Annotated in this window: 7 protein-coding genes; 3 read left to right on the top strand and 4 right to left on the bottom strand. The window is 64.0% G+C overall.

The features are described from left to right. Positions 1–50: 50 nt before the first annotated feature. Positions 51–635, bottom strand: coding sequence for an ACP phosphodiesterase (locus tag J5M58_RS23705; RefSeq protein ID WP_112250370.1), 585 nt, complete (start codon positions 633–635; stop codon positions 51–53). Between the two features lie 150 nt (positions 636–785). Here J5M58_RS23705 and J5M58_RS23700 point away from each other — a divergent pair, with 150 nt between their 5' ends. Together J5M58_RS23700 and J5M58_RS23695 are read left to right on the top strand one after the other, a co-directional pair. After that, positions 786–1088: a helix-turn-helix transcriptional regulator gene (locus J5M58_RS23700; RefSeq protein ID WP_207879804.1), complete on the top strand. Its 303-nt coding sequence runs from the start codon at positions 786–788 to the stop codon at positions 1086–1088. 17 nt (positions 1089–1105) lie between these two features. After that, positions 1106–2155 (top strand): alkene reductase, encoded by a 1050-nt coding sequence (locus J5M58_RS23695; protein WP_207879802.1) that lies wholly within the window; start codon positions 1106–1108, stop codon positions 2153–2155. A 108-nt stretch (positions 2156–2263) separates the two neighbouring features. Here the strand turns inward: J5M58_RS23695 and J5M58_RS23690 are convergent, their stop codons facing one another. The 3 genes from J5M58_RS23690 to J5M58_RS23680 all read right to left on the bottom strand — a co-directional run bounded on the left by J5M58_RS23690 (position 2264) and on the right by J5M58_RS23680 (position 5156). Beyond that, positions 2264–3133, bottom strand: a complete 870-nt coding sequence (locus J5M58_RS23690) for an ATPase (protein ID WP_207879800.1) — start codon at positions 3131–3133, stop codon at positions 2264–2266. Positions 3134–3220: 87 nt separating this feature from the next. Then, on the bottom strand, positions 3221–4216 hold the full coding sequence (locus J5M58_RS23685) for an NAD(P)-dependent oxidoreductase (protein ID WP_112250366.1): 996 nt from the start codon (positions 4214–4216) through the stop codon (positions 3221–3223). A gap of 49 nt (positions 4217–4265) precedes the next feature. After that, positions 4266–5156, bottom strand: a complete 891-nt coding sequence (locus tag J5M58_RS23680) for a LysR family transcriptional regulator ArgP (RefSeq protein WP_112250364.1) — start codon at positions 5154–5156, stop codon at positions 4266–4268. Positions 5157–5253: 97 nt separating this feature from the next. Here J5M58_RS23680 and J5M58_RS23675 point away from each other — a divergent pair. Next, positions 5254–5836: LysE/ArgO family amino acid transporter (locus J5M58_RS23675; RefSeq protein ID WP_207879798.1), on the top strand; the 583-nt coding region annotated here is incomplete at its 3' end.

Below are 5836 nucleotides of genomic sequence, written 5' to 3'. Positions count from 1 at the left end.
CCTGTGGGAGCGGGTTTACCCGCGAAGAGGCCAGCAATGCCAACCCGGCACTAACTGCCAGACAACCGGCCAGCCGCAGCAAAGGCCTGCAACTGTGGATAAAACGCCCTGAAGTCCGCCAATAATGGCTCATACAACCGCTCCAGCTCCCCCATCACCCCAACCATCCCTTCCGGCCGCGACAAGCGCCGGGCGATGCCGTTGAACACCTGCTCCAGCGTGGCAAAGTCGCCATATGCCCCCAACCAGTCATCCGCTGCCATGAACGGCGCAATCCGCGCCAGCCGCCCCGGCAACTCGGGCTCCGCCAGCAATACCCGATAAAAGGCCCCAGTGAACTGCTCCAGCGGCTGCTCGGCATAATCCCGCCAATGCCGCGCCAGGCAATGGTCGAAAAACACATCCAGAACGATGCCGGCAAAGCGCCGCCGCTCCCGTGGAAAACGCGCCAGCGCCGCCAACACCAACGGGTGCTGGTCGGTATAGCTGTCGATATGCCGGTGCAGCCGGATGGCCGCCTCCAGCGCAGGTGGGAAGCGCCCTTCCAGTGAGCCTTTGACAAAATCGCCATACAGACTGCCAAGCAGTTGTTGCGGCGCCGGGCCGCCCAGGTGCAGGTGTGCGAGGTAGTTCATCAGCGCAGTCTAGCACCGCCAGCCAGCATATCGTTATAACGCGATATAGCGATTCATACTGAGCTCAGAACCTCTTGGTATTGGTATATCGGCAAAGCGCGATTTACATTTCGCTCCATCGCGATATACCGCTACAACGAGCCTCAACCCATGCCTCTCGATCTCGACGAAATCATAAAAGCGCTGGCCCACCCGGTCAGGCGAGAAATCCTCAGCTGGCTGAAGGACCCGGCGACGCAATTCCCCGACCAGTACCACAGCACCGAGAACGGTGTGTGTGCCGGGCAGATCGACCAACGCTGCGGCCTCTCGCAGTCAACCGTCTCCGCCCACCTGGCCACCCTGCAGCGCGCCGGGCTGGTCAGCAGCCAGAAGATCGGCCAATGGCACTTCTTCAAACGCAACGAAGCCACCATCCAGGCGTTTCTCGAACAACTGCGCCAAGCACTCTGAACAGGCAGGTAACCGTCATGACCACGCTTTTCGATCCGATCACCCTGGGCGACCTGCAACTGCCCAACCGCATCATCATGGCCCCGCTCACCCGCTGCCGGGCCGACGAAGGCCGCGTACCCAACGCGCTGATGGCCGAGTACTACGTGCAGCGCGCCAGCGCCGGGCTGATCCTCAGCGAGGCGACCTCGGTCAGCGCCATGGGCGTCGGCTACCCGGATACCCCCGGTATCTGGAACGATGAGCAGGTGCGTGGCTGGAACAATGTGACCAAGGCCGTGCATGCCGCCGGCGGGCGCATCTTCCTGCAGCTATGGCATGTTGGCCGCATCTCCCACCCCAGCTACCTGAACGGCGAGCTGCCGGTAGCCCCCAGTGCAATTCAGCCTAAAGGCCATGTAAGCCTGGTACGCCCGCTCAGCGACTACCCCACCCCACGCGCGCTGGAAACCGAAGAAATCATCGACATCGTCGAGGCCTACCGCAGCGGCGCCGAGAATGCCAAGGCTGCCGATTTCGATGGCGTGGAGATCCACGGTGCCAACGGCTACCTGCTCGACCAGTTCCTGCAGAGCAGCACCAACCAGCGCACCGACCGCTACGGCGGCTCACTGGAAAACCGTGCGAGGCTGCTGCTGGAAGTGACCGATGCGGCCATCGAGGTTTGGGGCGCCAACCGCGTCGGCGTGCACCTGGCACCGCGTGCCGATGCCCATGACATGGGCGATGCCGACCGCGCCGAAACCTTTACCTACGTGGCCCGCGAGCTGGGCAAGCGGGGTATTGCCTTCATATGTTCGCGGGAAAAGGAAGCCGATGACAGTATCGGCCCGCTGATCAAGGAAGCGTTCGGTGGCCCGTACATCGTCAATGAGCGGTTTGACAAGGCCAGTGCCAATGCGGCCCTGGCCAGTGGCAAGGCTGACGCCGTGGCGTTTGGCGTGCCGTTCATCGCCAACCCCGACCTGCCGGCGCGGCTGGCGGCGGATGCGCCGTTGAACGAGGCGCGGCCGGAGACTTTCTATGGCAAAGGGCCGGTGGGGTACATCGACTATCCGCGGTTGTGATTGAGGGCCATTCGCGGGCACGCCCGCTCCCACAGGATCAGCGCAATCTTCAAGCTTGTCGCTGTACCTGTGGGAGCGGGCGTGCCCGCGAAGAAGGCTCAGGTGGTTTCAGGGCCGGGCATTGATCTGCTGCTGAAGGTTCTGAACCTGGCTCTGCAAGGTATTCAGGTTACGGGTCGTCTGTGCCCTGAAGGCATCGAACTCCTGCACCGAAGCACCACCGGAGGCCGCCGCGGCCGGGCGGTTGTCGATCTGGCTCTTGAGCACCAGAATATCCTGTTCCAGGCCCTGGATGGCCGCGCTCGGGTTACCCTGCTTCTTCAGCGCCGCCACCTCGCTGCTCAGGCTCTTGAGCTGCCCATCCAGCTTGGCGCCATCGACCTGCGCGGCCTTCAGCGCAGCGACCTGTTCGTTCAGCCCCTTGAACTGGGTATCCAGCTTGCCCCCATCGACCTGGCCCGAGCGCAATGCGGCCAGTTCGCCATTCACCGCCTTCAACTGCGCCTGCAACTGGCTTTGCAGCTCGGTCACGGCCTTCTGCTGTTCACGGGTATCGGCCAGCACCTGCTCAAGGCGCTTGCCCAGGTCGCCGGTCTGCCCGGCCACGCCCTTCTGCAACTGGCGCAATTGCAGCTTCAGCGCCTCGCTGTTGGTAGTGGCGCCGGATTCGCTGGCCGCCACCTTGCCACTGATCGCTTGCAGGCGCCCCGCCGCTTCTTCGCTGATGCGGGCGAAGCTTTCCTGGGTCGCCACCAGCTGCTGCTCCATCAGCGAGATCTGCTGGAAGCTCCACCAGCCAAGGCCCGCCAAGGCGATGAACGAGGCGCCGAGCAATGCCCAGAGCGGCGCCGTGCTGGCACCGCGAGCGGCTTTCTGGCGGCTGCGCACCACGTGCGCCGGCATCAGTTCGTCATCGTCATGGGTGCCGGCACGCAGGGTAGGCACGTCATCGTAGTCATCGTGAGCATGGTTACGCATGGATACATTCAACCGCGGTAGTCGCAAAGAGGCACGAGTATAAACCGCCAGCGCGGCGCGTTGATGACCATTGTCGGCCGAGCGGCCTCACTGCCCCGGCGGCTGATGCTTCCACCAGGCGCAGAATTCATCCAGCGCCGTCCACAGGCTGACCTTGGGCTGGTAATCCAGGTACTGTCGAGCACGGCTGATATCCAGGGTGAAATCGCGGCTCATCACCTGCATCCCCAGGCGCGACAGGGTCGGTTGCGGGCGCCCCGGCCACAACATGCAAGCCGCCTCGTTCAGCGCGGCCAGGCTGTAACCCAGGCCGTAGGAACGGTAACGGGTAACCTGCGGCAGCTGCATCTGACGCATCACGTAGTTGACCACGTCCCACAGCGGCAACGGCTGGCCGTTGCTGATGTTGTAGGCCTGGCCCAGCGCCCGGTCGTCGACGAACAAGGCACTGAGCAGCGCTTCGTTGAGGTTGTGCACGCTGGTGAAATCGACTTTGTTAAGGCCGTTGCCGATGATTGCCACACGCCCCTTGCGCTGCATCTGCATCAGCCGCGGGAAGATACTGGCATCGCCCGCGCCAGTGACGAAGCGTGGGCGCAGTGCCAGTACCTCGAGGCCAAACTCCTGGGCGCCGAATACCTTCTGCTCGGCCATGTGCTTGGTTTGCCCGTAGTGGTCGTGAAAGCGGCGCGGCACCTGGTCTTCCCGGATGTCCAGGCGCGAGCGGCCATTGAAGTAGATCGACGGCGAAGACAGGTGTACCAGGCGTCGCACGTGCTCCTTCAAGCAGCCCTCGACCACGTTTTCGGTGACCACCACATTGCCTTGGTAGAAATCCTGATAGCGCCCCCAGTTGCCCACTGCGCCAGCACAATGCACCACCGCATCGACGCCCTGGCACAGGCGGCGGGCCAGTTCGGCATCACCCAGGTCGCCGGAGATGAACTGGGCGCCGCGCTTGACCAGGTGCTCGACCCCTTCGGCTCGACGGCCGCTGACCCGCACGTCCAGGCCCTGCTCCAGGGCAAAGCGCGCAAAGCGCCCGCCAATGAAGCCGCTCGCGCCGGTGACCAGAATTCGCATGTAAGACTCCGTCTTGCCAGATTTCAGATGCAACTGACGCCAGCCGTGGCTACAAGGGCACCAGCCAATGCCGTGCGGTGTGCCGCAGGTGGTCGGTCAGTTGCGCGAGCAGTTGCCCGCCATTGCGCCAATGATGCCAGTACAGCGGCACATCGATGGGGGTATCGCTGCAGATTTCCACCAACTGGCCGCTGGCCAGTTGCTCGCGTGCCTGCAGTTCCGGTACCAGGCCCCAGCCCAGACCCGCTTCGGTCATGCGCAGGAAGCCTTCGGACGATGGGCACAAGTGGTGCAGGAAACCGTCCTCGATGCCCAGCGATGCCAGGTAGCGGTGTTGCAGGAAATCGTCCGGGCCGTAAACGATCGCAGGGGTACGGGCCAGGCGGCTGGCAGCGAAACCCTGCGGAAAATGCCGCGCCATGAACGCGGGGCTGGCCAGCGCGCGGTAGCGCATGGCACCCAGTGGCAGGCTGCGCGCGCCGGCCACCGGCCGCTCGCTGCCACACAGGCAGGCCGCCACTTCGCCCGCACGCATGCGTTTCAGGCCCACTTCCTGGTCTTCCACCACCAGGTCGGTCAACACGTTCTGCTGTGCGCAGAACTTGCCCACTGCGCCGGCCCACCAGGTGGCCAGGCTGTCAGCGTTGATGGCAATCCGCAGGCGCTCCGGCATGCCCTCTTCGTCCAGCGCCGGCACCTGGCGCTGCAGGTCGCGTTCGAGCAGGCGCACCTGCTGCACATGGTTCAGCAACTGGCGGCCGACTTCGGTCGGGCTTGGCGGCGTGGCACGCACCAGCACCGGCTGACCGACCCGCGCCTCGAGCAGCTTGATGCGCTGGGAGATGGCCGACTGCGACAAGCCCAGCACCTGCGCCGCGCGTTCGAAACCGCCCTGCTCGATCACCGCGGCGAGGGCGGCCAGCAGCTTGTAGTCGAACATCGATTTTCCTAATGATGGATCAGCTTTATTTGTTTTTCTTATACAGCGTGATTCATCACAATGACCAGCATCTTTTAGCTTCTTTGGAGAGCACGCCATGTGGCAAAGCTATCTCAACGGCATGCTCGTGGCCTTCGGCCTGATCATGGCCATCGGTGCACAGAACGCCTTCGTCCTCGCCCAGAGCTTGCGCCGCGAACATCATTTGCCGGTGGCGGCACTGTGCATCGTCTGTGACGCCATCCTGGTAGCTGCCGGAGTGTTCGGCCTGGCCACTGTGCTGGCGCACAACCCAACCTTGCTGGCTATCGCCCGCTGGGGTGGCGCGGTGTTCCTGATCTGGTACGGCGCCAAGGCTTTGCGCAGCGCCTGCTCCAAGCAAAGCCTGCAACACCAGCAAGGCCAAGGTGCCCGCTCACGCCGCGCGGTACTGCTCAGTGCCTTGGCGGTGACCCTGCTGAACCCGCACGTGTACCTCGACACGGTGCTGCTGATCGGCTCACTGGGCGCCCAGCAGACTGCTCCTGGTGCCTACGTGGCCGGGGCGGCCAGTGCCTCGCTGCTGTGGTTCTCGACCCTGGCGATCGGCGCGGCCTGGCTGGCGCCGTGGCTGGCCCGGCCGGCGACCTGGCGCATGCTCGACCTGATGGTGGCGGTGATGATGTTTGCGGTGGCGGCGC

Origin of the sequence: Pseudomonas sp. 32_A (assembly GCF_017490905.1) — a bacterium.
Lineage (GTDB): Bacteria > Pseudomonadota > Gammaproteobacteria > Pseudomonadales > Pseudomonadaceae > Aquipseudomonas > Aquipseudomonas inefficax.
This window is presented reverse-complemented; position numbering and strand designations above follow the sequence as displayed.

Bases quoted from the DNA above. Each gene is read 5' to 3' on its own strand.
- J5M58_RS23705 (WP_112250370.1), bottom strand. From the start codon at position 635: ATGAACTACCTCGCACACCTGCACCTGGGCGGCCCGGCGCCGCAACAA.
- J5M58_RS23700 (WP_207879804.1), top strand. From the start codon at position 786: ATGCCTCTCGATCTCGACGAAATCATAAAAGCGCTGGCCCACCCGGTC.
- J5M58_RS23695 (WP_207879802.1), top strand. From the start codon at position 1,106: ATGACCACGCTTTTCGATCCGATCACCCTGGGCGACCTGCAACTGCCC.
- J5M58_RS23690 (WP_207879800.1), bottom strand. From the start codon at position 3,133: ATGCGTAACCATGCTCACGATGACTACGATGACGTGCCTACCCTGCGT.
- J5M58_RS23685 (WP_112250366.1), bottom strand. From the start codon at position 4,216: ATGCGAATTCTGGTCACCGGCGCGAGCGGCTTCATTGGCGGGCGCTTT.
- J5M58_RS23680 (WP_112250364.1), bottom strand. From the start codon at position 5,156: ATGTTCGACTACAAGCTGCTGGCCGCCCTCGCCGCGGTGATCGAGCAG.